General features: G+C 65.6%; 22 protein-coding genes. 11 read left to right on the top strand and 11 right to left on the bottom strand.

From position 1 onward, the window contains the following. Window positions 1-7: 7 nt before the first annotated feature. The 3 genes from C6P61_RS04060 to C6P61_RS04050 are packed head-to-tail and all read right to left on the bottom strand — an operon-like array spanning window position 8 to window position 2,220. Window positions 8-1,117 (bottom strand): 3-deoxy-7-phosphoheptulonate synthase, encoded by a 1,110-nt coding sequence (locus C6P61_RS04060; RefSeq protein WP_105728697.1) that lies wholly within the window; start codon window positions 1,115-1,117, stop codon window positions 8-10. Window positions 1,118-1,131: 14 nt separating this feature from the next. Next, window positions 1,132-1,749, bottom strand: coding sequence for a 3'-5' exonuclease (locus C6P61_RS04055; protein WP_211296920.1), 618 nt, complete (start codon window positions 1,747-1,749; stop codon window positions 1,132-1,134). Between the two features lie 45 nt (window positions 1,750-1,794). Continuing rightward, window positions 1,795-2,220, bottom strand: coding sequence for a hypothetical protein (locus tag C6P61_RS04050; RefSeq protein ID WP_105728643.1), 426 nt, complete (start codon window positions 2,218-2,220; stop codon window positions 1,795-1,797). Between the two features lie 110 nt (window positions 2,221-2,330). On the opposite strand from C6P61_RS04050, the gene C6P61_RS04045 reads away from it, so the two are divergent. The 3 genes from C6P61_RS04045 to C6P61_RS04035 all read left to right on the top strand — a co-directional run bounded on the left by C6P61_RS04045 (window position 2,331) and on the right by C6P61_RS04035 (window position 4,967). Continuing rightward, on the top strand, window positions 2,331-3,581 hold the full coding sequence (locus tag C6P61_RS04045) for a diguanylate cyclase domain-containing protein (protein WP_170067319.1): 1,251 nt from the start codon (window positions 2,331-2,333) through the stop codon (window positions 3,579-3,581). A gap of 148 nt (window positions 3,582-3,729) precedes the next feature. Next, window positions 3,730-4,284, top strand: coding sequence for a TIGR01841 family phasin (gene phaP / locus C6P61_RS04040; RefSeq protein WP_105728641.1), 555 nt, complete (start codon window positions 3,730-3,732; stop codon window positions 4,282-4,284). A 74-nt stretch (window positions 4,285-4,358) separates the two neighbouring features. After that, a complete protein-coding gene (locus tag C6P61_RS04035; protein WP_105728640.1) occupies window positions 4,359-4,967 on the top strand; it encodes a BLUF domain-containing protein in 609 nt (202 codons plus the stop codon). A gap of 113 nt (window positions 4,968-5,080) precedes the next feature. On the opposite strand, the gene C6P61_RS04030 is transcribed toward C6P61_RS04035, so the two are convergent. Beyond that, window positions 5,081-6,790: an ABC transporter ATP-binding protein/permease gene (locus tag C6P61_RS04030; RefSeq protein ID WP_105728639.1), complete on the bottom strand. Its 1,710-nt coding sequence runs from the start codon at window positions 6,788-6,790 to the stop codon at window positions 5,081-5,083. A gap of 177 nt (window positions 6,791-6,967) precedes the next feature. Here C6P61_RS04030 and C6P61_RS04025 point away from each other — a divergent pair, with 177 nt between their 5' ends. Both C6P61_RS04025 and ydfG read left to right on the top strand, forming a co-directional pair. Then, window positions 6,968-7,528: a superoxide dismutase family protein gene (locus C6P61_RS04025; RefSeq protein WP_244908767.1), complete on the top strand. Its 561-nt coding sequence runs from the start codon at window positions 6,968-6,970 to the stop codon at window positions 7,526-7,528. 70 nt (window positions 7,529-7,598) lie between these two features. After that, window positions 7,599-8,345, top strand: coding sequence for a bifunctional NADP-dependent 3-hydroxy acid dehydrogenase/3-hydroxypropionate dehydrogenase YdfG (gene ydfG / locus C6P61_RS04020; protein ID WP_105728638.1), 747 nt, complete (start codon window positions 7,599-7,601; stop codon window positions 8,343-8,345). Window positions 8,346-8,365: 20 nt separating this feature from the next. Here ydfG and C6P61_RS04015 read toward each other — a convergent pair whose 3' ends face one another. Then, window positions 8,366-9,400 carry a TRAP transporter substrate-binding protein gene (locus C6P61_RS04015; RefSeq protein WP_170067318.1) on the bottom strand — a complete coding sequence of 345 codons (1,035 nt, stop codon included), beginning with the start codon at window positions 9,398-9,400 and terminating at the stop codon, window positions 8,366-8,368. A 150-nt stretch (window positions 9,401-9,550) separates the two neighbouring features. Between C6P61_RS04015 and C6P61_RS04010 the strand changes: the two genes are divergently transcribed. After that, entirely contained in the window at window positions 9,551-9,979 is a 429-nt protein-coding gene (locus tag C6P61_RS04010; RefSeq protein WP_105728636.1) for an acyl-CoA thioesterase, read from the top strand. A gap of 12 nt (window positions 9,980-9,991) precedes the next feature. Here C6P61_RS04010 and C6P61_RS04005 read toward each other — a convergent pair whose 3' ends face one another. Next, entirely contained in the window at window positions 9,992-10,933 is a 942-nt protein-coding gene (locus C6P61_RS04005; RefSeq protein WP_105728635.1) for a LysR family transcriptional regulator, read from the bottom strand. Window positions 10,934-11,150: 217 nt separating this feature from the next. Here C6P61_RS04005 and C6P61_RS04000 point away from each other — a divergent pair, with 217 nt between their 5' ends. The 5 genes from C6P61_RS04000 (at window position 11,151) to egtD (ending at window position 16,342) form a co-directional block, all read left to right on the top strand. Further along, complete coding sequence (locus C6P61_RS04000) at window positions 11,151-11,447, top strand: DUF4148 domain-containing protein (protein WP_105728634.1); 297 nt, start codon at window positions 11,151-11,153, stop codon at window positions 11,445-11,447. A 195-nt stretch (window positions 11,448-11,642) separates the two neighbouring features. Beyond that, on the top strand, window positions 11,643-12,404 hold the full coding sequence (locus C6P61_RS03995; RefSeq protein ID WP_105728633.1) for a gamma-glutamylcyclotransferase: 762 nt from the start codon (window positions 11,643-11,645) through the stop codon (window positions 12,402-12,404). A 557-nt stretch (window positions 12,405-12,961) separates the two neighbouring features. Continuing rightward, on the top strand, window positions 12,962-14,527 hold the full coding sequence (locus C6P61_RS03985) for a methyl-accepting chemotaxis protein (protein ID WP_105728632.1): 1,566 nt from the start codon (window positions 12,962-12,964) through the stop codon (window positions 14,525-14,527). Between the two features lie 166 nt (window positions 14,528-14,693). Beyond that, window positions 14,694-15,296: an NAD(P)H:quinone oxidoreductase gene (wrbA, locus tag C6P61_RS03980; RefSeq protein WP_105728631.1), complete on the top strand. Its 603-nt coding sequence runs from the start codon at window positions 14,694-14,696 to the stop codon at window positions 15,294-15,296. Window positions 15,297-15,370: 74 nt separating this feature from the next. Further along, entirely contained in the window at window positions 15,371-16,342 is a 972-nt protein-coding gene (gene egtD / locus C6P61_RS03975; RefSeq protein WP_105728630.1) for an L-histidine N(alpha)-methyltransferase, read from the top strand. A gap of 32 nt (window positions 16,343-16,374) precedes the next feature. Here egtD and senA read toward each other — a convergent pair whose 3' ends face one another. From senA to gyrB, 5 genes are all read right to left on the bottom strand, one after another. Further along, window positions 16,375-17,538, bottom strand: coding sequence for a selenoneine synthase SenA (senA, locus tag C6P61_RS03970; protein ID WP_105728629.1), 1,164 nt, complete (start codon window positions 17,536-17,538; stop codon window positions 16,375-16,377). An 81-nt stretch (window positions 17,539-17,619) separates the two neighbouring features. Beyond that, window positions 17,620-18,804, bottom strand: coding sequence for an acetyl-CoA C-acyltransferase family protein (locus C6P61_RS03965; protein ID WP_105728628.1), 1,185 nt, complete (start codon window positions 18,802-18,804; stop codon window positions 17,620-17,622). A gap of 148 nt (window positions 18,805-18,952) precedes the next feature. Further along, complete coding sequence (locus C6P61_RS03960) at window positions 18,953-19,426, bottom strand: hypothetical protein (RefSeq protein ID WP_105728627.1); 474 nt, start codon at window positions 19,424-19,426, stop codon at window positions 18,953-18,955. Between the two features lie 436 nt (window positions 19,427-19,862). Next, a complete protein-coding gene (locus tag C6P61_RS03955) occupies window positions 19,863-20,861 on the bottom strand; it encodes an Abi family protein (RefSeq protein WP_105728626.1) in 999 nt (332 codons plus the stop codon). 6 nt (window positions 20,862-20,867) lie between these two features. Then, entirely contained in the window at window positions 20,868-23,498 is a 2,631-nt protein-coding gene (gyrB, locus tag C6P61_RS03950; protein WP_105728625.1) for a DNA topoisomerase (ATP-hydrolyzing) subunit B, read from the bottom strand. Between the last annotated feature and the right edge of the window lie 72 nt (window positions 23,499-23,570).

The following is a 23,570-nucleotide window of genomic DNA, read 5'->3' as shown; positions in this document are numbered from 1 at the left end:
GGCAAGTTCAGTCCGCGTCAGGCTCGGTGGCCGGCAGCGTGCGCCGGGTCCGCACCGCCTGCGCGAGCTGCTGCAGCAACGGCAGCGTCTGCTCGAAGCTGATGCAGGCGTCGGTCACCGAGACCCCGGGCTGCAGCGGCTGGCCCGGCACGATGTCCTGCCGGCCCTCGTGCAGATGGCTTTCGATCATGAGGCCGGTGATGCGGCGCTCGCCAGCGGCGATCTGGCCTGCCACGTCGGCGCCGACCTCGATCTGGCGCCGGTGCTGCTTGCTGCTGTTGGCATGCGAGCAGTCGACCATCACCTGCTCGCGCAGGCCCGAAGCGCGCAGCACGGCGCAGGCCGCCTCGACATCGGCGGCCGAGTAGTTGGGCTGCTTGCCGCCGCGCAGGATCAGGTGGCAGTCCTGGTTGCCGCGGGTCTCGAAGATCGCCGCCAGCCCCATCTTGGTCATGCCCATGAAGGCGTGCTCGGACTGCGCGGCGACGATGGCGTCGGCCGCGACCTTGACCCCGCCGTCGGTGCCGTTCTTGAAGCCGATCGGGCAGCTCAGGCCGCTGGCGAGCTGGCGGTGGCTCTGGCTTTCGGTGGTGCGCGCGCCGATCGCGCCCCAGCTGACCAGGTCGCTGATGAACTGCGGCGACAGCAGATCGAGGAACTCGGTGCCAACCGGCAGGCCGATCTGCAGCACCTCGAGCAGCAGTGCGCGGGCGCGCTCCAGCCCTTCGTTGATCGCGAAGCTGCCGTCCAGGTGCGGGTCGTTGATATAGCCCTTCCAGCCCACCGTGGTGCGCGGCTTCTCGAAATAGACCCGCATCACGATCAGCAGATCCTGTTGCAGCGCGTCGGCCTGTCCTTTTAGCCGGCGCGCGTAGTCGAGCGCCTGCTCGTGGTCGTGGATCGAGCAGGGCCCGACCACCACCAGCAGCCGGTCGTCCTGGCCGTGCAGCACGCGCGCGATCTCGGCCCGGCTGGCTTCGACCAGCGCCTGCGCCGGCTCGGGCGTCGGCAGCCATTCCTGCAGCAGCGCGGGTGTCAGCAGCGGGCGCACGGCGCGGATGCGCAGGTCGTCGGTACGGGTCTTGTCCTGGGTATGGGTCTGGCTGGGGGTATGCATGTCGAGCGGGAAAATCAGGCGGTGGCGCCGGCCTGGCGTTGCCAGAAGCGCGGCAAGGTGGCCTTGGAGCATTGCTGCAAGGCCTGCAGGAAATCATGATCGGGTGCGTCCACGCCGTGGCGCTGGCGCAGATCGCGCTGGATGCGCAGCAGCAGCTCGGCCGTGACCTCGGCATCGGACAGGGCCCGGTGCGCGCGGCCATTGCGCGGCAGGGCGTGGAATTCGGCCAGGGTGCCGAGCTTGTGGTTCGGCGCGTCCGGGTAGAGCCGGCGCGACAGCAGCACGGTGCAGGCGAAGGGCTGTGCCGCCACCAGGCCGACGCGCGCGAGCTCGGACTGCCAGAACTTGCGGTCGAAGGAGGCGTTGTGCGCCACCAGCGGTCGGTCGCCGACGAATTGCGCCGCCTGCGCCATCACCTGTGCCGCGGCTGGCGCGGCGCGCACCATCTCGTTGCTGATGCCGGTCAGCTCGGTGATGAAGGGCGGAATCCAGACCCCGGCATTCATCAGGCTGGCAAAACGGTCGATCACCCGGCCCTGCTCGACCAGCACGATCGCGACCTCGGTCGCACGGCCGCCGGCTTCGGGCAGCAGCCCGCTGGTTTCAAAGTCTATGACGGCAATCGCGCTCATGATGGCGCTAGTCTAAGCGCTGCTCGCGGGCCGGCCCCGCCGGACTCAGCTGGCGCTGGAGCGGGTGAGCAGACCGCCGCGCCAGGCCGACCGCATCTCGCCTTGCAGCCAGTCGCGCGCTTGCGGCAAGGTCTCGAACAGCATCACCTGGTAGACCGAGCGGTGCGAGCCGATCAGGATTGAGCGCAGCAACTGCGCCAGCACCGGATCGCGCCCCAGCCCGACATAGACCGCCCTGACCTGCGGATTGCTGGCCTGCGCGCCGTACTGGATCGCAGCGAGCTCCTGCAGCAGATCGGCGTCGAGTTCATGGCTGCTGACCTGGCTGAAGTCGTTGATCACATAGCGGATGTCATCGAAACGCGGATCGGCCTGTATCGCCTCGACCGAGTGCACGAATTCGTCAGCCGACACATGACCCGACAGGCGCTTGAGCACCCCTTTGTTTTCCCAGATGGTTTCGCAAGTCATGGCGGTAAATCGGTTCGATGTCCGGTATTGAGTAAGGCTGCCCCATGGTAGATCATCCTAATGGTAATTACTATGAGGAAACAGCGCTGGAATCCCTATCATCAAATGCTATGTCTGCTAGAGAATGCGCGACTGCTCCATCGGCTGCCCCCTCATTGACGGTCGGGCTCATCAGCCTGGCTGGCCTGCCGATGCCGGCCTGGGCCAGCTCGGTCGAGCCGTCAGTGGCCGCTCCGGTGACCGGAGTGATGCTGGTTGCCGCTCTGGTCGCGCTCTGGCTCGCGAAGCGGCGCGCCGACCTGGCCTTGCGCCAGCACCAGGCCAGCCTGGCCTCGTTGCGACAGGACTGGCAGGCTGCCGAAACGCGCTGGCAGGCCGTCGTCGAGCAGTCTGACAACGCCAGACAGGCTGCCAACCGCGAGCGCGACCGGCTCGAGCAGGCGCTGTTCAGCAGCGAGCAACGACTGCTGCGCCACCTCGAATGCGCCAGCGAGCTGGTATTCGCGCTCGACCTCGATGGCCGCATCCAGCAGCTGTCGGCCAACTGGCGCCAGGCGCTGGGCGTGGACCCGGAGCACCTGCTCGGCCAGAGCCATGCCTGGCTGGTGCACTCCGACGACCTGCCGGCCTGCCAGCAGATCATCGAGCGCGCGCTGGCCAGCCGCCGCCTGCAGGGCGAAGTCGAGTACCGGATCCGTCATGCCGAGGGCGACTGGCACTGGCATGCGGCCAGGGTCGCGCCCCTGTTCGACCCGGGCGGGCGCATGGTCGGCCTGCTCGGCGTCGCGCGTGAACTCGGTGCAGACCGGCGGCCGGACGCGCTGCAGCGGGCGCATTTCGACGCGCTGACCGGGCTGCCCGGCCGCATCCTGTGCCTGGATCGGCTGCGGCAGGCCTTGCTCCAGGCCGAGCGCCATGGCGAGCGAACCGCCTGGCTGCAGGTCGAGCTCGACCATTTCAAGTCACTCAATGAACGCTGGGGCCATGCCATCGGCGACCTCGTGCTGCTGGAAGTGGCGGCCCGGATCGCCGCCTGCGTGCGCCGCTCCGATACGGTCGGCCGCGCTGGCGGTGACCAGTTCATGGTGCTGCTGCCCGCTGTCGGCTGCGAACGCGAGGCGCTAGAAGTGGCGGACAAGATCCGTCGTGCGCTGCGCGAACCGATGCCGCTGCGCGGCCAGCGGCTGGCGTTGACGAGCAGCGTCGGCGTTGCGCTCTATCCGCTGCACGGCATGGACGAGGACGAGTTGAGCCTGTGCGCCGGGCTTGCCATCCAGCGCGCCAAGGACGCTGGACGCGACCGCATCGCGTTGCCGGACCGCCTGCCAGACGACTTGCCCGAGATCCTCGAGGCAGCCTGAATTTTTTTGTTGCACCGCAACAAAAAGTCTTGCACGAGTCCGAGACCACTCCTAGAATGGAATCCATGTTGCGGTGCAATATAAGTCTTGGGAGCCTCCTGAGACCGGCGTCGCGGCAGAGTTCATATCCATATTCAGGAGGATTACCATGCTGACCGTTGAACAAATCGTCTCGACCCAGAAAGACCAAGCTGCCGCTTTCTACGCGCTGGCCAACCAGGCTGTCACCGGCGTCGAGCGCCTGACCGATCTGAACCTCAAGGCACTCAAGTCGACCATGGCCGACAGCGCCGCCCAGACCGAAGCCCTGTTCAGCGTCAAGGACGTGCAAGGCATCATGGCGCTGCAGAACAGCGACCTCAAGGCTGCCGCCGAGAAGGCCAGCGCCTACGGCCGTGAACTGTATGAAATCGCTTCCGGTTTCGGTGGCGAATTCGCCAAGGCTGCCGAAGTCCGCGCCGCCGAAGCCCAGAAGCAGATCAGCGCTTTCGTTGACAGCGCGGTCAAGAACGCCCCCAAGGGCACCGAGCAGGCCGTCGCCGCGCTCCAGAGCGCTGTTGCCACTGCCGGCAATGCGTTCGAATCGGTCCAGAAGGCTGTCAAGCAGGCTTCCGAGCAGGCCGCTGCCAGCATCGAAACCATGACCCACGGCGCGACGAGCACCGCTACCGTCACCGACGTCAAGGCCAAGAAAGCCGCCTGATCGTCCGGCTCGCTTAAGCCAACCAGCCCCGCGCGCCCTTGACTGGGTTGCGGGGCTTTTTCACAGGAGCGCCCATGGGACTCCAGCCCTTGGCAACAGCAATCGAAGGCCTGTTGTACCGATCCCGGATTGTCAACCGCATCGGGCCGCTGCACATGTTCCTGCTCGTGGAGCGGGCGCGGCTGGCCAATCAGGCCGAGGGAATCACCGGACAGTTGATCTACCTCGATCACAGCTTCATGGAATATCTCGAGGGGCCTGTGGCGGCACTCGATGCCCTGTGGCGCAACCTCAGGCAGGACCCCAGGCATTACGACGTCGAACTGCTGGCGCGCTTTCCGCTGACACAGCGGCGCTGCGCCAGCTGGCCGCTGATGTTCTCGAGCAATGCCTACTTCCAGCAGTACCAGATGACCGGCTTTTCCACGGTGCAGCCGGGCGACATGGACGCCCTGCTCGAGGACTGTCTGTTGCGGCAACAGGCAGCGGCGGCCGCTCAGCCGCCAGCGCGCTTCGAGTGCCTGGAACACCGTGGCGAGAGTAGCCAGCTGCTTGCTAACAACCCTGTGTACAAGATTGAAGGTATTGCAGGCTTATCCACAGCCCGGATCGATGTTGTGAACTTGCCCCTGGTGGTTCCCGCTCCATCTGCGCATCGATCCACAGACTTGTCCACTGGATAGCGATTTGATTCGATGGCGCAAAAACCCCTTGTCCACGGAAACCTGGGGGGCTCTACTACTACAACTATTTCTTTTATATATTAAAAAGGTTAATAAAGAAGCATTCATGATGGTCAATGCTCGAATCGGTAGCCTTGGGCCAGATGGGTCTGCCAGCCTCCGTTGCCATCGAGCTCAAGCACCTGGCTATGGTAAGTCAGCAAGGTCGAACGATGACCGACGCTGATCAGCGTGGTCTGGCCGTCCATCAATTGCTGGTAAAGCCAGCGTTCGTTGGCCAGGTCGAGCGCGCTGGTCGCCTCGTCCAGAATCGCATAGCGCGGCTGAGTCAGCAACAGGCGGGCAAAGGCCAGCCGCTGTTGTTCGCCCATCGACAGGGTCTTTTCCCAGTCGAGCTCGGCATCCAGGCCGCCCGAGCGCTCGGCCAGATCGGGCAGGTTGACGCGCTCGAGCAAGGCGAGCAGCTCCTGGTCGCCGACCTGGCGCTCCTGCCGGGGGTAGAGCAGCTGGCTGCGCAAGCTGCCCAGCAGCATGTAGGGCTGTTGCGGCAGGAACATGATCTCGTCCGGATGGGGGCGCAGGATCTTGCCGCTGCCACTGTCCCAGAGGCCGACGATGGCGCGCAACAGCGAACTCTTGCCGCAGCCGCTGGCGCCGACCACCATCAGGCCCTGGCCCGGTTCCACCGCCAGCGACAGTTCCCGCACCAGCACCCGCTCGGCGCCCGGGGTCTGCAAGGTGACGCGCTCGAGTGCGAGCTGGGGCGCGCCCTCGATCGATTCGATGCGGCCGGCGGCACGCTTGTCACCCGCAGCGGCCGGGCCGTCGAGCTGGTGCGAGAACACATCGAGGCGCTCGATGCCGGCGGCAAAGCGGCTCAGGCTTTCGAAGTTGTCGATCACGACCGATACCGCGCTCAACACGGCGGTGAAGGCCCCGGCGGCGCGCACCGCCATGCCGACCTCGAGCTCGCCCGACAGCACGCGCTCGGCGATTAGCATGCTCGGCAGCACGAGGGTCAGCATGCTGTAGCCATACTGGAACAGGTTCAGGAAGAACTGACCCCGGATCAGCTGTCGGAAGTTGTCGTAGGCCAGGCCGAAGCGGTGCCGGATCTGCTGCAACTCCTGTTGTTCGCCGCGGTAGAGCGCGATCGATTCGGCTTTCTCGCGCACCCGCACCAGGCTGTAGCGCAAGTCCGCCTCGCGCTTGAGCTGGCGGAAATTGAGCCCGGTCAGGGGCTTGCCGTAGACGCGCAGCGTGATCACGGTGCCGCTGATCGCGTACACCACCAGGAAATAGACCAGGGTGTGCGAGATGCCCCACAGCACCTGGCTGAAGGCGGTCAGCTGCATGGTCGCGCCGATCAGGATCAGCAGGAAGAACAGCGAGCGCTGGGTGAAGGTGTTGATGTCCTCGGCGATGCGCTGGTCCGGGTTGTCGAGCGCCGCCAGGCCATTGAGCGAGTAATAGTGGCGGTCGCCGAAATAGCGCAGCAAGAAGCGCTGCGTCAGCCAGCGCCGCCAGTGGTTGCCCAGCGTGTCGCGCACCCAGTAGTAGCAGGCGTAGGTCGGCACGGCGCCGACCAGCAGGCCCAGGCAGAGCAGGATCGCCTGCCAGAAACGGTGTTCATCGCGCGCCGCCAGCGCCGAGGTGAATTCGCCGGTCTGCTCGTTGAGCAGCACCGCAAAGGCGGTCTGGCCCAGCAGCAGCAGCAGCAGCAAGGCCAGTCGGCCCCAGGCCGACCAGCGCTCTTCCGAGCACCAGTAGGGCGCTGCGATGTCGAGAAAGCGCTGCCAGAGTTGACGATTGACGGATTTCATGTTAGACAGGTCGGTCCCGCTGAACGAGACGGATTCCGATCATGCCCGCAAAAAAGCGCTGCAGAACAAAATCTTTGCCCACTCGCCCCGGCTGTTTGCTGCTATTGTCATGGTAAAAATCAGCTCTATCTGATGCACTGACTGGGTTGATTCGTCATGAACAAGGAGAACTTGACTATGAAATATAAGAAAACTGCTTTCCTTTCGGCTGCCTTGGCCTTGGCCGCGCTGTCCGGTTGTTCCTATCTGCCGACCCAGCTGACGCCCCAGCTGCCGGGCCAGCAGCCGGTGGCCAAGGCCATGCTCGAACCCCGTTCGGGCAGCCAGGTCAGCGGCAAGGTCAGCTTCACGCCCGTCGGCGACAAGCTGCTGGTCGAGGCCTACGTCACCGGCCTGACCCCCGGCGAGCATGGTTTCCATGTGCACGAGGGCGGCGACTGCTCGGCCGCCGACGCCAGCGGCGCCAAGGGGCATTTCAATCCGGCCGGCATGCCGCATGGCCATCACCATCAGATGCACCATTCCAAGCGCCATGCCGGCGATCTGCCGAATCTGGTCGCCGACTCGAGCGGGCAGGCCTATTACCGGGCCGAGGTCACCTGGCTCAAGCTCGACGGCAGTGCGCGTGGCATCGTCGGGCGCAGCGTGATCGTGCATGCCGATGCGGACGACTACCAGTCCCAGCCGGCGGGCAATTCCGGCCGGCGCGTCGCCTGCGGCGTCATCAAGGCGCCTTGAGCGCCAGTGGTGGCGCATTGCGGGCGGGTCTGTCGATAATGGTGCTGTCCCATCACCACAGGAGATCGCCTTGATCGTATTCGTCACCGGCGCATCCGCCGGCTTCGGCGCGGCCATTGCCCGCAAGTTCGTACAGGCCGGCCATCGCGTGATCGCGACCGCCAGGCGCCAGGATCGCCTTGAGGCACTGGCGGCCGAGCTTGGCGACGCGCTGCTGCCGCTCGAGCTCGATGTGCGCGACCGCGCCGCCGTCGAGGCCTTGCCCGCCGCGCTGCCGCCCGAGTTCGCTGCCGTCGATGTGCTGGTCAACAATGCCGGTCTCGCGCTCGGGCTCGAACCGGCGCAGCGCGCGAGCCTGGACGACTGGCAGACCATGATCGACACCAACTGCACGGGCCTGGTCCAGGTCACGCGCGCCTTGCTGCCCGGCATGGTCGAGCGCAACCGGGGCCATGTCTTCAACCTCGGTTCGGTGGCCGGCAGCTGGCCCTATGCCGGTGGCAACGTCTATGGCGCGACCAAGGCCTTCGTGCGCCAGTTCAGCCTCAATCTGCGCGCCGACCTGGCCGGCACCGCCTTGCGCGTGACCGATGTCGAGCCGGGACTGTGCGGCGGCACCGAGTTCTCCAATGTGCGCTTCCATGGCGACGACGAAAAAGCCGCCAAGGTCTATCAGGATGTCCAGGCGTTGAGCGCCGAGGACATCGCCGATACCGTGCACTGGATCGCGACCCGGCCCGCCCATGTCAACGTCAACACGATCGAGCTGATGCCGGTGGCGCAGTCCTTCGCCGGGCTGACGATCCACCGCGGCTGAAGCAGCGCAGGCGGCCCCGTTTACTTGTTCAGGTACTTGTTGCCGATGGCATGCACATCGGCGGCCAGCTTGGCGCCGTCCAGGCCCTTGGCCGTGGCCTGCTTGATCCAGTCGGCCTCGACCGGGGCCGTCGTCTTCTGCATTGCCTTGTAGTCGGCTTCCTTGATCACCAGCACCTTGTTGCCGCGCGCCAGCATGGCCTTGCGCGCTGCCTCGTTGCCGTCGTCCCAGACCTTGGCGGTGCGCTCGAGCAGCGGCAGGCCGCTGCGCTTGTCGAGCACGGCCTTGAACTCGGGCGACAGGCTCTCGTACTTCTTCTTGTTCATCAGCAGCGCGAACGGGGTCTGGGTGAAGCCGGGCTGCTTGGCCGGACCCTCGATGTGGTACTTGGTCACTTCGTCGACCTTGACTGCCGGCAGCACCTCCCAGGGCGCCATGGCGCCATCGATGACGCCCTTGGAGATGCCTTCGGTGATCTGTGCCGGCGGCATCGTCACGGGCACGCCGCCGAGCGCCTGCAGGAACAGGGACGGGTAGCGCGAGGGGCTGCGCAGCTTCAGGCCCTTGATGTCATCGGGCACGATGACCGGCTTGCTTGCGGTGCTGATCACCACGCTTGAGCCGCTCCAGATCGACAGCACCTTGAAGTCCTTGAAATCCTCCATCGCGTGCTTCTGCGTGAACTCCCACATCGCCAGCGAGCCGCCCAGGCTGCTGCGCGGCAGCGTGAACGGCAGTTCGAGCGCCTCGGAGCGCGGGAAGCGACCGGTCGAGAAGCTCGGCGAGACCCAGGCGATGTCGGCCACGCCGTTCTTGACCTGGTCGGGCAGCTGACCCACGGTGCCACCGAGCTGCAGCGCCGGGTAGATCTGGCACTTGAGCTTGCCGCCCGAGTCCTTGTCGAGCTCGGCGCACCAGGGTTCGAGCACCTGGCTGTGGAAGTTGTGGTTCGAGCCCAGGTAATGCGAGACCTTGAGCGTGACGGTCTGGGCCTGCAGGGCGGTGGCGCCGAGCGCCAGGGGCAGGGTGGTGATCAGTGCAGTGATCAGTTTCATGTGATGGGTCTCCGGTGACGTTAGGTTAGAGGGACGACCGCCGGCCATCCCAGGCCGGTCTACTGTAATCCTTGTCGGTGCCGTCGCAGGGCGCCGGGCCGAAGTGATACCGTAGCGTTCCGATCCCAGTTGTCTATTCACCGTCCGACCATGCCACGCCTCCAGTTCCAGCCCGCCGCCCACTACGCCTTTGCCACCGAAATGCCGATCGAGCCCGGCCAGATCAACGAGGGCGGCCACCTCGACAATGTCCAGCTGCTGGCGCTGGTGTCGGTCGCCCGCACCCGCTTCTTTACCTGGCTCGGCTACAGCGTGCTCGATGTCGCGGGCCATGCCTTCTTCGTCGCCGACCAGGCGGTGCAGTACCGCTCCGAGGGCCAGCCCGGCGAAGTGCTGCGCATCGAGATGACGCCGGCCGACCTCAACCCCAAGGGCTTCGACCTGCTGTTCCGCGTCAGCGCGGCGCAGTCCGGGCGCGAGGTGGCCCTGGGCAAGATCGGCCTGGTCTGTGTCGACATGGTCAGCCGCAAGCCCAGCCCCATGCCCGAGGCGTTCAGCCAGCGGCTGTGCGCTGATTGAGCCGGCCTGGGGTCAGCTACTACTGCAGTTGCTGCAGGCCTCGAGTGCCTGGCTGGCTTGCTGGCGGGTTTCCTGCAGCAGGAAATCGAGGAAGACCCGGGTCCGCTGCGGGATGAACTTGCGGCTCGGCAGCGCCGCATACATCGCCAGCCGGCCTGTGATCCAGGGCGACAGCACCCGCACCAGTTCGCCCCGGGTCAGGTAGGGGGCCACCAGATCCACTGCGACCGAGGTGATGCCGGCACCGTCGAGCGCCGCGCGCAGCAGTGTGTCGGTGTGGTTGGCCTGCAGCACCGGCTCGATCGCCATTTCCACCACTTGCGCCGACTGATGCGGCTGCCACATGCGCCAGATCCGGGCCCGGCCATTGGGCTGCTTGAGCCGCAGGCATTCGTGCGCCGCCAGATCCTGCGGCTGTGCCGGCACGCCGCGCCGCTTCAGATAGTCGGGTGAGGCCACCAGGATGGCTTCGGACTCCATCACCTTGCGCGCCACGATGTCGGCATCGAAGCTGTCGTCCGCGCCCAGCAAGGTGATGTCGAAGTCCTCGATCGGCGGCTCCTTGATCGACTGGACCTCGATCTCGATCATGATCTTGGGGTAGCGGCGGCGAAACTCCGCCAGCAGCGGGGCGATCACATAGCTGGCCAGCACCGGCGGGGTGTGCAGGCGCAGCAGCCCGGCCAGTTCGGTGGTGTGCGAACTGGTCACGGCATGGGCTTCGTCGATGTCCTGCAGGATGTTGCGTACCCGGCTCAGGTAGCCCTGCCCGGCTTCGGTCAGCGACAGGCGCCGGGTCGTGCGCTGCAGCAGGCGCGTGCCCAGGTGCTCCTCCAGGTCCGCCACCAGCCGGGTCACCACCGGGGCCGACATGTCCATGGCCCGGGCTGCGGCTGCGAAGCCGCCCTCATCCACCACGCGCTCGAATACGCGCATCGACAGCAAGCGGTCCATCTGGTCTCCGGTATCGGACTCAAGTCCTTGATTATTTCTTTATTTGGAACGTATAGATAACGAAACGGTTATTTATCTATTCCCATGGAAATTTTACAGTTGATGCCATCGATGTGAAGACTGCATCCGCCGCCTCATCGACCGGGCTGTGGACCCGATCAGCCGATCGCCCGCTCCGCATGCCCGCTTGCTTGTTGATCTTGAAAGGACTCTTGTCATGAACCGCACCTACGCTTCCATCCTCGCCCTGACCCTGACGGCCTTCTCCGCCGGCTCTGCCCTCGCCAGCGACGCTTCCGCGCCCAAGACCCGCGAGCAGGTCAAGGCCGAACTGGCCGAAGCCATCCGCACTGGCGACATCAGCTACGGCGAGAGCGGCCAGAAGCTCAACGAGCTGTTCCCGCACCAGTACCCGGCCAAGCCGGTTGTCCAGGGCAAGACCCGCGACCAGGTCAAGGCCGAGCTGGCCGAAGCCGTCCGCAGCGGCCAGTTGCCGGCGCACAGCGGCTCCTGAGTCGTCGCTGCTGTTGCGGGTCGCCGGTCGGGCCGGCCCGCAACAGCTCCAGAACGGCCAGAGGTCTTATGCTTGAGCCTCGATCCATCCAGGAGCTGGCATGACCCCCTCGCATCAGACGCCCTTGCAGCCGCCGGCCCATGTCGGGCCGGTCCGGTTCGAGCGCGCCGAAGGCCTGCAGTCCAGCAGCCAGCCATGAACGCTTTTGCCTTCAGGCATCTGCCGGAGCTGTGCGGCAAGATCGTCCCGGCCGAGGCCTCGCGCCTGCGTGCCACCGACGAGGTGCTGGCCAGCTGGGACGAGCAGGCCCTGGCGCTCGGGCTTGGTACGCGCTGGCGCTGCTCCGACGAGTGGTTGGAGGCCTCGCGCCGCGCCTTGCTGTCTGGCCTGGACCGCCGGCAGGACCTCTGGATCTTCGCCTACGGCTCGCTGATGTGGGACCCGGCCCTGCATTTCACCGAGCTGCGCCGGGCCAGGTTGTCGGCCTACCAGCGCCGCTTCAGCTACCTGACGACGATCGGCCGCGGCAATGCCGAGCAAGCCGGCCTGGTGCTGTCGCTCGAGGCGCAGCCGGGTCACTGCGAGGGACTGGCGTTCCGTATCGATGCCAGCATCGCCGAGCAGGAGTCGCGCCTGTTCTGGCGCCGCGAGATGATCGTCGGCGGCTACCAGCCCAGGCTGCTGCCGCTCTCAACCCCGCAGGGCGAGCTGCTGGCGCTGACGCTGGTCTCGAATCCCGGCCATGCCAGCCATGCGGGCGGGCTGAGCCTGGCGCAAGAGGCCGCCATCATCCGCCGTGCCCAGGGCAGCCATGGCACGAATCGCGACTACCTCGAACAGCTGGTGGACCAGCTCGACCGGCTCGGCATCGTCGACGGCTATGTGCAGCAACTGTTCGGCCTGGTCACCGGGCCTGACTTTCCCCTGTCCGCTCCCGGTCGATCTAATTATTTCTGATTTAGAAATATATTATGAATAAAACGGCTATTTGAGCTCTCCTGGGGCAGCTGTACAGTTCATCCATCGAGTCCGGGCCGGCGGCACAACGTTTTCCCTGACCCGGCAAGCCCGATGTGCAACGCGGCAGGCAGCGACCGGTACTATCCCTCGCAGGAGTTGCAGATGATCCAGATTCGTCCCGCACCGAGCGCGGACGCTCGAACTACGGTGGCTGGCTGACAAGCCACCACGGCTTCTCGTTCGGGGACTACTTCGACATCCGCCATCAAGACCACGGCAACCTGCTCGTGATCAATGACGAAACGGTTTCCGCCGGCCGCGGTTTCGCGACCCATGGGTGGCGATGGCGCTCGCCGGTCTGCCTAGCGGCTGGGGTTTGATCTGGTACGCTCTGCGACCCTTTTGCCTCGGCGGCCAAGGCGGCCCATGCATTGCACAAGCGTAGTGGCATGGCGCATGTGCTGCACGGTGGCCTTGATGGGGGAATTCAGGCGGGTCTGCGATTGGATGACCAGGCGCAGCCTATCGATAACCCTCAACCAAAACGGTGAACCATGAACTTCAATTCGATGACAGTGGGCAAGCGCCTTTACCTCGGCTTTGGTGCGGTGCTGGCGATCCTGGTGTTGGTCACGCTGGTAGCAATTGCCAAGGTTAGTGCGATCAACACGGCACTCAAGGTCAACAACGATGAGCATGCGGCAATCCAGCGCTATGCGATCAATTTCCGCGGATCGGTCCATGACCGGGCAATTGCGGTGCGTGACGCGGTGCTCAGCAGCTCAGCGACCGAACGGCAGCAGTTGAGCCATGACATCGAGCAGCTGGCGCATTTCTATGCCGAGTCGGTCGGTCCAATGGAAGGGCTGCTGCAGTCCTCGGCAGATGCCGCGCAACTGCGAGTGCTCTACAGCACGATCCAGGGCATCGAGAAGCAGGCGGTCGTCTCCACCCAGGCCATCCAGGTCAAGCTCGACGCGGGTGACGTGCAGGGCGCGCAGGCGCAGTTGTCGAGCGAGGCCAAGCCCCAGTACGTGGCCTGGCTGGCGGCAATCAACAAGCTCATCGATTTCGAGGAGTCACGCATCCAGACCCAGAGCAAGGTTGCCATGGGCGAGGCAAGCAGTTTCCTGATGGTGATGCTGGCCGCACTGGTGGTGGCGCTGCTCATTGGTGCGGCGCTGGCCTGGGCCATCCCGCGCAGCATCGTGCGTCAACTGGGTGCCGAGCCGGACGAGCTGGGCGAGGTGGCGCAACGCGTGGCCTCCGGTGACCTCAGCGCGGTATCGGGTGCCGATCGCGCACCAGCTGGCAGTGTGCTGGCCTCTCTGGGCGCTATGCAGGCCAGCCTGGCCCATGTGGTGGGTCAGGTGCGCCAGGCATCGGACTCCATCGCCAGCGGGTCGGCCGAGATCGCCAGCGGCAATGCCGATCTATCGCGTCGCACCGAGCTGCAAGCCTCGCACCTGCAGCAGACAGCGTCCTCGATGGTACAGATGAACACCATGGTGCAGGGCAACGCCGATACCGCCAGGCAGGCCACCCAGCTGTCCACCTTGGCCAGCGCTGCGGCCCAGAAGGGCGGCGAGGTGGTCGGCCAGGTGGTCACCACCATGGATGACATTGCACAGAGTTCGCGCAAGATCAGCGACATCATCGGCGTCATCGACGGCATTGCCTTCCAGACCAACATACTGGCGCTCAATGCCTCGGTGGAAGCGGCCCGGGCCAGCGAGCAGGGCCGGGGCTTTGCCGTGGTGGCCGGTGAAGTACGCAACCTGGCGCAGCGCAGTGCCGAGGCGGCCAAGGAAATCAAGGGCCTGATCGGCACCAGTGTGGGCAAGATCGAAGCCGGCACCCGGCTGGTCAGCGATGCCGGCACCACCATGGAAGACATCGTCCGCCAGGTGCGCCATGTCTCGGACCTGATCAGCGAGATCAGTGCTTCCACCCACGAGCAGACCACAGGCATCGGGCAGGTCAGTACAGCGGTCATGCAACTGGACCAGAGCACGCAGCAGAACGCGGCGCTCGTGGAGCAAAGCGCGGCGGCGTCCGCCAGCTTGCAGCAGCAGGCCTCCCGGCTGACCGATGTGGTCAGGACTTTCCGCTTCGACTGAGTGGTGCCGGTGGCGCTGAGCCACCGAGGAAAGCTCCCTTCTGGGGCGATAGACAGAAGCGGCCGCTTGTCCCATCATGCAAGCGGCTGTTCGTAATCCTGCCTGCGGCCGACCCGGTTTTGCTCGCGCGGCTGCTTGCCTTTCTGCTGTCAATTCAGGAGAACCCATGTCCAAAGTCCTCGTGCTCTATTACTCGACCTACGGTCATATCGAGACCATGGCCCAGGCCGTTGCCGAGGGTGCTCGCACCGCCGGCGCCCAGGTGGATGTCAAGCGGGTGCCGGAAACCGTGCCGGCCGAGATCGCCAAGTCGGCCCATTTCAAGCTCGATCAGGCGGCACCGGTCGCAACCGTGGCTGAACTCGAAGGCTATGACGCCATCATCGTCGGCGCCCCGACCCGCTACGGCCGCATGCCGTCGCAGCTGGCGGCCTTCCTCGACCAGACTGGTGGCCTGTGGGCCCGTGGCGCGCTGAACGGCAAGGTTGGCGGCGCCTTCACCTCGACCGCCACCCAGCATGGCGGCCAGGAGGTCACGCTGTTCTCGATCATCACCAACCTGATGCACTTCGGCATGGTCATCGTTGGCCTACCCTACAGCTTCCAGGGCCAGACCACGCTGGACGAGATCGTCGGCGGCAGCCCCTACGGCGCCTCGACCATCGCCGGCGGCCAGGGCCAACGCGTGCCGAGCGCGATCGAGCTCGATGGCGCCCGCTACCAGGGCCGGCTGATCGCTGAGACCGCCAACAAGCTGTTCGCCCAGTAACAGGCACAACCCAGCGGCGCTGCCAGCTGGTCAGGTCGCGCCAGTTCCGGGGCCCATCCCAGATTCGAAGACGCATGAAGACGCCCCATTTCATCCAGTTGCACCACCCCAGCGACCAGCGCCTGGTCGAGGAGGCCGCGCAGGGCCTGTTGCGCCAGCCGGCTCAGGCCTCGCCCAAGTTTTTCTACGATGCGCTGGGCTCGCGCCTGTTCGATGCCATCACCGAGCTCGAGGCCTACTACCCGACCCGGACCGAGGCCCTGGTGTTCGACACCCAGGGCGCTGCGATGGCCGAGGCCGTGCGTGCCTGCCTGGGCCGCCCGCCGGTGCTGGTCGAGCTGGGGGCGGGCAACTGCAGCAAGGCTTCGCGCCTGTTCGCGCTGTTGCAGGCCCGGGCCTATGTCGCGGTCGATATCTCGGTCGAGTTCCTGCGCCAGTCACTGCTGAACCTGCAGCTGCGGCACCCGGAGATGGACCTGGCCGGCGTCGGGCTGGATTTCTCGGCCAGCCTCGACTTGCCGGCTGACCTGCCGGTGCTCGATAGTGGCCCGCGCCTGCTGTTCTACCCCGGCTCAAGCATCGGCAACTTCGCGCCCGACGAGGCGCTGCGCCTGCTGCGCGACATGCACCAGCTGGCCGCTGGCGGGGCGCTGCTGATCGGCGTCGACCTGATCAAGTCCAGCGCGTTGCTCGAGGCGGCCTATGACGACGAGCTGGGCGTGACCGCCGCCTTCAACCTCAACTTGCTGCTGCACCTGAACCGGGTGCTCGGCAGCGATTTCCGGCCGGCCGACTGGCGCCATGTCGCCTGCTTCAACGCCGTCGAATCGCGGATCGAGATGCACCTCGAGGCGCGGCACGCGCTGGTGGTGAGCTGGCCGGGCGGCCAGCGCCGCTTTTCGGCTGGCGAGCGGCTGCACACCGAGAACTCCTACAAATGGACTCCGGCCGGCTTCGAGTCGCTGCTGCAGCGCGCCGGTTTCGGCTCGGTGCAGACCTGGTGCGACCCCAAGGGCTGGTTCGCGGTCTGCCTCGCGTCCGGCTGATTCCCGCTGTCGGGGTCGGTGCCAGCGCTGGCTCAGGGCGCGCAGCTGCGAAAGCCGGCCGCGATGTCGTTGCGCGTGGCCGGAAAGAAGTTGCGGTAGTCCGGATGGCGGACCCTGGGCTGGGTCATGAAGGAGGCGCCGCGCAGCACCGGCCGGCCATCGAACCAGGGCTGCGAGTAATCGCGGTAGGGGTGGGGCTGGAAGCCGGGCCAGGGCGCGAAGGCGCTGGCGGTCCATTCCCAGACATCGCCCCAGCGCAAGCGCTCCGGACTCGAGCGCAGCGCCCAGACCCATTCGGCTTCGGTCGGCAGGCGGCGGCCGGCCCAGCGGCACCATGATTGGGCCTCGTGCCAGCTCAGGTGGCAGGCGGGCTGGTGCAGGTCGAGTGCCTGCCAGCGGCCGTGCCGCCATTGTTCCCACTGCCGGCCCTCGCACCGCAGGTAGCGCGGCATCGGGCCGGCACCGGTTTCGACGAAGCGCAGGTACTCGGCCCAGCGCAGCACCTGGGCATCGATCTGGAATGGCTCCATCTGCTGCACGGCATGGCCCAGCTCGTTGTCGAAGCGAAAGCCGTCCTCCATGCCTGCGCCCAGCAGCAGCGTACCGGCCGGGATTTCCAGTGCCGGACCCGGCGTGGGCAGCACTGGCGCCTGCCAGCGTGCGTTCTCGAGTGGCAGGCCCAGCTGCTGGGCCATGTAGAGCGCGGCTTCGTGGTGCATGTCCTCGTGTTGCAGCGCCAGGCGGTAAAAATACAGCGCCCGCGGGTCGGAGTCGTCCAGTGCCTGCAGGCAGGCCAGGGTCTGTTCCAGCTGTCCGGCGAGCTGGGTGCGCAGGGTGTCGGCGTCGGGCAGCTTCAGCTGCCAGCGGCTGTCGTGCGGCACCGCGCTCGAGTCATAGAGCCGGTCGTCGGCGTCGGCCTGTGCGGCGCCCGGATCGGCGTCCCAGCCCCGGTGCCGCTGCGGGTTGCGGCTGATCCAGTGCTGCTGGAACCAGCCGATATGGCCCAGTTCCCAGAGCGGCGGATTGAGCTCGGGGTGCAGCGGCACCTGCAGCTCGGGCAGCACGGCTTCGAGCGCCGCGAAGGTCGACAGCGTGTCCTGGCGGCTGGCGCGCAGGCACTGCGCCAGCAGCTGCGGGCCGCCCCGGCGCGCGGCCTCGGCGGCTGTTCGGTCCGGACTGATGTCGGTGGCTGGCATGCGGTCCCCCTCGTGAGCGTGATGCTGGCGCCGCTGTTGCTGTTGCTGTTGCCGCTGGCAGGCGGCGCCTGGGGGTAGAGCTTAGAGCCGTTCGAACACGGCGGCGATACCCTGGCCGCCACCGATGCACATCGTCACCAGCGCGTAGCGGCCGCCGGTGCGCTGCAGCTCGTACAGCGCCTTGGTCGCGATCACCGCACCGGAGGCACCGATCGGATGACCGAGCGCGATCGCGCCGCCGTTGACGTTGGTCTTGCTCGGGTCGAGGCCCAGGCCGCGCGAGACCGCGATCGCCTGCGCCGCGAAGGCCTCGTTGCTCTCGATCACGTCGATCTGGTCCAGTGTCAGGCCGGCCTTCTTGAGCGCGAGCCGGGTGGCCGGGATCGGACCCTCGCCCATGACATCGTTCGGCACGCCGGCCACTGCGTAGGAGGCCAGGCGGGCCATCGGCTGGTGACCATGCGCGGCGGCGACCGCGGCGTCGGCCAGCACGAAGAAGGCAGCGCCGTCGTTGATGCCCGAGGCATTGCCGGCGGTGACCGAACCGTCCTTCTTGAACGCCGGCTTCATCTTGCCCAGCGACTCGAGCGTGGTGGCGGGCTTCACATGCTCGTCGGTGTCGAACACGACGTCGCCCTTGCGCGTCTGCCGGACGATCGGCACGATCTGCGACTGGAAGCGGCCTTCGGCGATCGCGGCGGCGGCGCGTCGGTGCGACTCGACTGCCAGCGCGTCCTGCTCCTCGCGCGTGATACCCCATTTGCTGACCAGGTTCTCGGCCGTGATGCCCATGTGGCCGACGCCGAACGGATCGGTCAGGGTGGCGACCATGGTGTCGATCAGCTGGGTGTTGCCCATGCGGGCGCCGTTGCGCATTGCCGCCGACAGGTAGCCGCCGCGGCTCATGACCTCGACGCCGCCGCCGATGCCGTAGTCGCAGTCACCGAGCAGGATGTTCTGTGCCGTCGTCACGATGCCCTGCAGCCCGGACGAGCAGAGCCGGTTGACCGACATCGCGACCGAGTCCATCGGCAGGCCGGCCTGGATCGAGGCCACGCGCGCCACGTAGGCAAAGCGGCTCTCGGTCGGAATCGTGTTGCCCACCGTCACGTAGTTGATCGCCAGCGGGTCGACGCCGGAGCGCTCGACCGCCGCCTTCATCACGCTGCCGGCCAGTTCCGCCGGTTCGATCTCCGACAGGGCGCCGCCAAAAGTGCCAACCGCCGACCGCACCGCACTCAGTACCACCACGTCACGCTGATTCATGTCTGCCTCTTTTTGAAGAAATGCCCTGCGTCTAAATGCGCAAGGTGAACCACATGCTATGCGCCGGGGATTGCCGGGGTCTTACAGCCGCTGGCGCGGGATGCCAAGCAGCGCCACGCGATACGGCCCAGGCTTGGAGGTCAGCGTGTCATTTCGAGGTTTTCGGGCGCTTGGCCCTTGCTGGTGCGGGCAGGCGGTCCACCATCATCTGCATCATCTGTTCCGTCATGGCCATGCGTCGTTCCATCTGCATGTGCATGCCCATCATGTCGCCCATCGCCGGTATTCCCTCGGCACCTGCTGGAGCTGCACTGCGCATCTGAGCCATCATGGCCATGCCCGACTGCATCAGCTTCAGCTGCTCGTCCAGAAGCGCCGCACGCTTGGCCGGAGTCCTGGCGGCCTGCAGCTTCTGGTGCATCGCCTCCATGGCCTGCAGCTGGCGATTGAACGCATCAGGGGCAGGAGTCCGCATGGGCGCTACCTGGATTACAGCCGTGGCGGGGGCACTGTCTTCCGGGTGGAGGGCGGAAGGGTCCTCTTCGGCCTTGGGGGGCTGAGTCACGGCACAGCCGGAAACCAGCAGGGCCGTGATCAGCCCGGTGATGGTGAAAAAACGCATGATGCTCTCCTTGTTGAATCAACTACAAGCTGATGGCGCGCAAGCGGTGCCGCCTGGATGGATGGCTGCAACTCTTATGCTGGAATCCACATGATCTTTCTGAAATCTACCGGGGGTAGTTTCGAGGCGGGTTGTGCCAGAAGTCAATCAAGAAAAATGCCCATGAGCTTTGGGGCTCATGGGCATCAGTTTCGCAGGATTATTTGTTTTTTGACGATCAGATGTGGATATTGCCCGTCTGCAGCGTGAACACCTTGTCGGCCTCGATCGCATCCTCGATCTGTACCTGCAGCAGGCGGCTCACGGTCGTTGCGATGGCGGATTCACGAATTTTCGAGCGTTACGCTACAATATGTCTAACACGGCCCCCTTCGGTTAAGTCGCTTCGGCGGCTAGCTGCTAGGGGGTTTTTTCTTGTTGTTTTGCCACTGGATGGCTACCAGTCTCTGACCTGCCAGTGGTCGTCCACTCCCATGCCGATCAGGTTCAGGTCCAGATGACCGAGTGGCGGGAACGCCTGCAGCAGGTCGCGCAGACGCGAACCCCAGGTTGAGCCCGGGTTGATCCGCTTCATCAGAAGCTGCACGATGCACAGCAGCAGGAATGGCCTGGCCAGCCGGTGCGGGTTGCCGTGGAACGCAGCCAAGGCAGGGATTTCATCTGCCGAAGGCAAGCGTGGCTGTTCGGTGATGTTGCGGTTCCATAGCCGGCTGTGGTGGGCGCAGACGTTGCGCAGGTAGTTCAGGCTGCGCAGCCAAGAGGCGAACACTCGACCATTGCTGATACCGTAGCGCTGTGCAATCTGATCCTGGTCGGGTTCGCGCATGCCGTCGAAGAGTTTGGACATGCAGCCAAAGTCCCAGACCTCGCAGGCGACCCAGATAGCCAAGGGTAGACCGTATTTTTCCCGGTTGTGCCGGATGAAGTCTTCCTTGGATCGGCTGATCAGCGTGGCTTGCTTGGCAAGCCAGTTGTGATGTGTGGTCAGGCCGCTCTGGTGGTCCAATGCGACCGAAAACGAGGGGTGAAACAGTTCCGGGCGCAGGTAGGCAAAACGATCACGCTCGCCCAGTCGGTGCGCTATGTCGACACGCAGACTGATTTCGATGCGCTCCAGTGCATCCATCGCCAGCAGGCGCAGCTTTTTGTCGAAGACGTACAGGTCGACAGCATTCTGGAAACTCGCTCCCAGCTTGAAGTCGTCGAGTGGCAGGCGCGTGGGTTTGGTTTTTACCATCGCGTGCGCGTGCCACGGACAGCACAGTTCGGAGCGCTGCCGAAAGGCGAACCAATACCCGCTGAGCCGGTAGTAGCCGATGCGCTCCAGATAGTCCAGCGCCCTGGCCCGATCCGTCACCACCATGCCGCGCTGGATCAGCTGGTCGAGTTGTTCCTCGGTGCTGAGCCAGGGCTTGTGGTACGAAGAGACGGCCATGACGGCTCAGACGTCGATATTCCCCGCCCTCAGTGCATTGGTCTCGATGAAGTCGCGGCGCGGCTCGACCTCGTCGCCCATCAGCATCGTGAACACCTTGTCGGCCTCGATCGCGTCCTCGATCTGCACCCGCAGCAGGCGGCGCACGGTCGGGTCCATCGTGGTTTCCCACAGCTGGGCCGGGTTCATCTCGCCCAGGCCCTTGTAGCGCTGGCGCGCGGTGGTGCGTTCGGCTTCCGAGATCAGCCAGGCCATGGCCTGGCGGAAGTCGCCGACCTTTTCTTCCTTCTGGCGCTCGCCCTCGCCGCGCAGCGCCTTGGCACCTTCGCCCAGCAGGCCGCGGAAGCTGTGCGCAGCCTCGGCCAGGGTGGCGTAGTCGGCGCCATGCACGAATTCCTGCGTCAGCACGCTGCTCTTGATGTTGCCGTGATGGCGCCGGCTGATGCGCAGCAGCGGCTTGTCGGTGCGCGGGTCGAGCTCGGCGTTCACTTCGGCCGGCACGCCGGTGGTGTTGAGCTCGCGCAGCTTGGCCTGCAGCGCCGGGGCGCAGGCGGTCGCGGCATCGAGCGTGTCGAGGTCGAGTTCCACGCCGTCGGCAATCGCGCGCAGCGCCTCGGCATCAAGGAAGTTGGACAGGCGCGCGATCACATGCTCGGCGATCTGGTGCTTGCGCGCCAGTTCGCCCAGTGTCTCGCCAGTCAGCAGCTGGCTCTGTTCGCCGCCGGTCTGGATGCTGGCGTCCTTCAGCGCGATGCGCAGCAGGAAGCCGTCGAGCGCGGCGGCGTCCTTCAGGTACAGCTCTTCCTTGCCGCTCTTGACCTTGTAGAGCGGCGGCTGCGCGATGTAGATATGGCCGCGCTCGACCAGCTCGGGCATCTGGCGGTAGAAGAAGGTCAGCAGCAGGGTGCGGATATGGGCGCCGTCGACGTCGGCGTCGGTCATGATGATGATGCGGTGGTAGCGCAGCTTGTCGATATTGAAGTCATCGGCACCGCTCTTGCCCTTGGGCGCGTATTCGTCGACGCTGGCCTTGCCGATGCCGGTACCCAAGGCCGTGATCAGGGTCAGGATCTCGTTGCTGGCCAGCAGCTTCTCGTAGCGCGCCTTCTCGACGTTGAGGATCTTGCCGCGCAACGGCAGGATGGCCTGGAACTTGCGGTCGCGACCCTGCTTGGCCGAGCCGCCGGCCGAGTCGCCCTCGACGATATAGATCTCGCACATCGACGGGTCTTTTTCCTGGCAGTCGGCCAGCTTGCCGGGCAGGCCCATGCCGTCGAGCACGCCCTTGCGGCGCGTCATCTCGCGGGCCTTGCGCGCGGCTTCGCGGGCGCGTGCGGCCTCGACGATCTTGCCGCACAGGATCTTGGCGTCCTGCGGCCGTTCCTCCAGGTATTCGGTCAGCGCCTTGGCGACGATGTCTTCCAGCGGTGCGCGCACTTCCGAGCTGACCAGCTTGTCCTTGGTCTGGCTGCTGAACTTGGGTTCCGGCACCTTGACCGACAGCACGCAGCACAGGCCTTCACGCATGTCGTCGCCCGAGACCTCGACCTTGGCCTTCTTGGCCAGTTCGTTCTGCTCGATGTACTTGCCGATCACGCGCGTCATGGCGGCGCGCAGTCCGGTCAGGTGGGTGCCGCCGTCGCGCTGCGGGATGTTGTTGGTGAAGCAGAGCACGTTCTCGTTGTAGCTCTCGTTCCACTGCATCGCGACCTCGACGCCGATGCTGGTGCCCGGGATGCCACCGTAGCTGTCAGCCGGGCGCTCGCCCATGGCGTGGAAGGTGGTCGGATGCAGCACCTTCTTGCCCTGGTTGATGAACTCGACGAAGCCCTTGACGCCGCCGGCGCCCGAGAAGTCGTCTTCCTTGGCCGTGCGCTCGTCCCGCAGCCGGATGCGCACGCCGTTGTTCAAGAAGCTCAGTTCACGCAGGCGCTTGGCCAGGATCTCGTAGTGGAAATCGTGGTTCTGCGTGAAGATGTCGGTATCGGGCAGGAAATGGACTTCGGTGCCGCGCTTGTCGGTCGTGCCGGTCACGCGCATCGGCGAGACCTCGATCCCGCCGACCTGTTCGATCAGCCGGTTCTGCACGAAGCCGCGCGCGAAGTCGATCTGGTGCACCTTGCCTTCGCGGCGCACGGTCAGGCGCAGCCACTTGGACAGCGCGTTGACGCAGGACACGCCGACGCCGTGCAGGCCGCCCGAGACCTTGTAGCTGTTCTGGTTGAACTTGCCGCCGGCGTGCAGCTCGGTCAGCGCGATCTCGGATGCCGAGCGCTTGGGCTCGTGCTTGTCGTCCATCTTGACGCCGGTCGGGATGCCGCGGCCGTTGTCGGTGACCGAGATCGAGTTGTCGCTGTGGATGGTGACGACGATGTCGTCGCAATGGCCGGCCAGCGCCTCGTCGATCGAGTTGTCGACCACTTCGAAGACGAGGTGGTGCAGGCCGGTGCCGTCGCTGGTGTCGCCGATGTACATGCCGGGACGCTTGCGCACCGCCTCCAGGCCCTCCAGGATCTGGATCGCGCCTTCGCCGTAGCCTTCCGATGCGCCGGCCTGATGGGCGTCGATCTGGGGCTGGACGGTGGTGAAGGCCTCACCTTGGGCATCCACTGGGTTGGGCTGGTTGGCGTCGGTCATGGTCAAAAATCTCTCTCGCTTCAATGGCAAAACCCGCACGAAGGGGCGCGGGTTCGGGGGCGGCTAGTGGCA

The sequence above is a fragment of the Malikia spinosa genome, from assembly GCF_002980625.1.
In the GTDB taxonomy this organism is placed as follows: Bacteria; Pseudomonadota; Gammaproteobacteria; order Burkholderiales; family Burkholderiaceae_C; genus Malikia; species Malikia spinosa.
Note: the sequence above shows the minus strand (reverse complement) of the source record. Positions and strands in the feature narration are given on the sequence as shown.

Excerpts from the sequence above, each read along its gene's own strand:
- C6P61_RS04060 (WP_105728697.1), bottom strand. The coding sequence starts at position 1,117 with ATGCATACCCCCAGCCAGACCCATACCCAGGACAAGACCCGTACCGAC.
- C6P61_RS04055 (WP_211296920.1), bottom strand. The coding sequence starts at position 1,749 with ATGAGCGCGATTGCCGTCATAGACTTTGAAACCAGCGGGCTGCTGCCC.
- C6P61_RS04050 (WP_105728643.1), bottom strand. The coding sequence starts at position 2,220 with ATGACTTGCGAAACCATCTGGGAAAACAAAGGGGTGCTCAAGCGCCTG.
- C6P61_RS04045 (WP_170067319.1), top strand. The coding sequence starts at position 2,331 with ATGTCTGCTAGAGAATGCGCGACTGCTCCATCGGCTGCCCCCTCATTG.
- phaP (WP_105728641.1), top strand. The coding sequence starts at position 3,730 with ATGCTGACCGTTGAACAAATCGTCTCGACCCAGAAAGACCAAGCTGCC.
- C6P61_RS04035 (WP_105728640.1), top strand. The coding sequence starts at position 4,359 with ATGGGACTCCAGCCCTTGGCAACAGCAATCGAAGGCCTGTTGTACCGA.
- C6P61_RS04030 (WP_105728639.1), bottom strand. The coding sequence starts at position 6,790 with ATGAAATCCGTCAATCGTCAACTCTGGCAGCGCTTTCTCGACATCGCA.
- C6P61_RS04025 (WP_244908767.1), top strand. The coding sequence starts at position 6,968 with ATGAAATATAAGAAAACTGCTTTCCTTTCGGCTGCCTTGGCCTTGGCC.
- C6P61_RS04015 (WP_170067318.1), bottom strand. The coding sequence starts at position 9,400 with ATGAAACTGATCACTGCACTGATCACCACCCTGCCCCTGGCGCTCGGC.
- C6P61_RS04010 (WP_105728636.1), top strand. The coding sequence starts at position 9,551 with ATGCCACGCCTCCAGTTCCAGCCCGCCGCCCACTACGCCTTTGCCACC.
- C6P61_RS04005 (WP_105728635.1), bottom strand. The coding sequence starts at position 10,933 with ATGGACCGCTTGCTGTCGATGCGCGTATTCGAGCGCGTGGTGGATGAG.
- C6P61_RS04000 (WP_105728634.1), top strand. The coding sequence starts at position 11,151 with ATGAACCGCACCTACGCTTCCATCCTCGCCCTGACCCTGACGGCCTTC.
- C6P61_RS03995 (WP_105728633.1), top strand. The coding sequence starts at position 11,643 with ATGAACGCTTTTGCCTTCAGGCATCTGCCGGAGCTGTGCGGCAAGATC.
- C6P61_RS03985 (WP_105728632.1), top strand. The coding sequence starts at position 12,962 with ATGAACTTCAATTCGATGACAGTGGGCAAGCGCCTTTACCTCGGCTTT.
- wrbA (WP_105728631.1), top strand. The coding sequence starts at position 14,694 with ATGTCCAAAGTCCTCGTGCTCTATTACTCGACCTACGGTCATATCGAG.
- egtD (WP_105728630.1), top strand. The coding sequence starts at position 15,371 with ATGAAGACGCCCCATTTCATCCAGTTGCACCACCCCAGCGACCAGCGC.
- senA (WP_105728629.1), bottom strand. The coding sequence starts at position 17,538 with ATGCCAGCCACCGACATCAGTCCGGACCGAACAGCCGCCGAGGCCGCG.
- C6P61_RS03965 (WP_105728628.1), bottom strand. The coding sequence starts at position 18,804 with ATGAATCAGCGTGACGTGGTGGTACTGAGTGCGGTGCGGTCGGCGGTT.
- C6P61_RS03960 (WP_105728627.1), bottom strand. The coding sequence starts at position 19,426 with ATGCGTTTTTTCACCATCACCGGGCTGATCACGGCCCTGCTGGTTTCC.
- C6P61_RS03955 (WP_105728626.1), bottom strand. The coding sequence starts at position 20,861 with ATGGCCGTCTCTTCGTACCACAAGCCCTGGCTCAGCACCGAGGAACAA.
- gyrB (WP_105728625.1), bottom strand. The coding sequence starts at position 23,498 with ATGACCGACGCCAACCAGCCCAACCCAGTGGATGCCCAAGGTGAGGCC.